Origin of the sequence: Microbacterium oxydans (assembly GCF_000956405.1) — a bacterium.
Taxonomy (GTDB): Bacteria; Actinomycetota; Actinomycetes; order Actinomycetales; family Microbacteriaceae; genus Microbacterium; species Microbacterium oxydans_C.
In genome coordinates this window covers 1-1,370 of the sequence record NZ_JYIV01000002.1, presented here as the reverse complement: position 1 = coordinate 1,370, position 1,370 = coordinate 1, and the positions used below count along the sequence as shown (strand labels likewise).

2 protein-coding genes are annotated in these 1,370 nt (G+C 63.8%); both read left to right on the top strand.

The annotated features are described in order from the left end of the window. On the top strand, positions 1-528 hold a 528-nt coding region (locus RN51_RS00020), incomplete at its 5' end, for an ATP-binding cassette domain-containing protein (protein ID WP_045262004.1). Next, positions 525-1,370, top strand: an 846-nt coding sequence (locus RN51_RS00015) for an ABC transporter ATP-binding protein (RefSeq protein WP_045262003.1), incomplete at its 3' end; no start/stop codon positions are given. The genes RN51_RS00020 and RN51_RS00015, both read left to right, overlap by 4 nt.

Below are 1,370 nucleotides of genomic sequence, written 5' to 3'. Positions count from 1 at the left end.
AACCCGGTGATCAGTGTGCGGGCGCAGATCTTCGATATTTTCGACACGCATCGTCCTGGTATGAGCAGGAAGGCGAAGACGGCGCGGGCGGAGGAGTTGCTCACGTTGGTGGGGGTGGATCCGTCGCGGTTGTCGAGTTTCCCGCATGAGTTGTCGGGGGGTATGCGGCAGCGGATGATGATCGCGATGGCGTTGGCTCTTGATCCGCAGGTGATGATCATGGATGAGCCGACGACGGCTCTGGATGTGGTGGTGCAGCGGGGCATCATCCGGGAGATCATGCGGTTGCGGGAGAAGTTGGGGTTCGCGGTGATCTTCATCACGCATGATCTGCCGATGTTGATCGAGATCAGTGATCGGATCGCGATCATGTTGCAGGGGCAGATCGTGGAGGAGGGCACGGCGGAGGAGATCTACCGGGACCCGCAGCATGAGTACACGCGTCGGTTGTTGTCGAGTTTCCCGTCGTTGAAGGGTGAGCGTGGCGATTTCGTGCGTACCGGTGTGAGCCAGGAGGGCGTCCGATGACGAACACGAGTGGTGTGCCTGCCGCGACCTTGGAGGCGCGGAGTCTGGTGAAGGACTTCCATCTGCGGTCGGGGTTCCGCACGAGTGTGTTGCATGCGGTGAAGGATGTGTCGTTCACGATCGAGGCGGGGAAGACGGTCGCTTTGGTGGGGGAGTCGGGGTCGGGGAAGTCGACGATCGCGCGGATGCTGATGAAGTTGGAGACCCCCAGCAGTGGGGAGATCCTCCTCGACGGTAAACCGTCCGGGACTCGGGGTCGGGCTCTGGAGGGGTATCGCGCGGATGTGCAGATGGTGTTCCAGGACCCGTTCGCGTCGTTGAACCCGTTCCACACGATCGTGCATCATCTGGAGCGTCCGATCCGCCTGCACCACCCGGAGCTGTCTCGCGCGCAGGTGCGGGAGCGGGCGGTGGAGTTGTTGGAGCGTGTGCGGCTGAGCCCGGGAGAGTCGTTTGCGGATCGTCGCCCGCATGAGTTGTCGGGTGGGCAGCGGCAGCGCGTCGCGATCGCTCGGGCGTTGGCGCCGGGGGCGCGGTTCATCGTCGCGGACGAACCCGTGTCGATGTTGGACGTGTCGATCCGGTTGGGGGTGTTGAACCTGCTCGCGGACCTGCAACGCGAGGAGAACCTGGGGGTGTTGTACATCACGCACGACCTGGCCACGGCGCGGCACTTCTCCGATGAGATCATGGTGCTCTACAAGGGTGATGTCGTCGAGCGTGGCCCCGCGGACGAGGTCATCCTGAACCCGCAGCACGAGTACACCAAGACACTCCTCGGCGCAGCACCCGAGCCCGACAACCTCGGCCGCCTCCGCGACGAGGTCCGCACCGAACTCGGC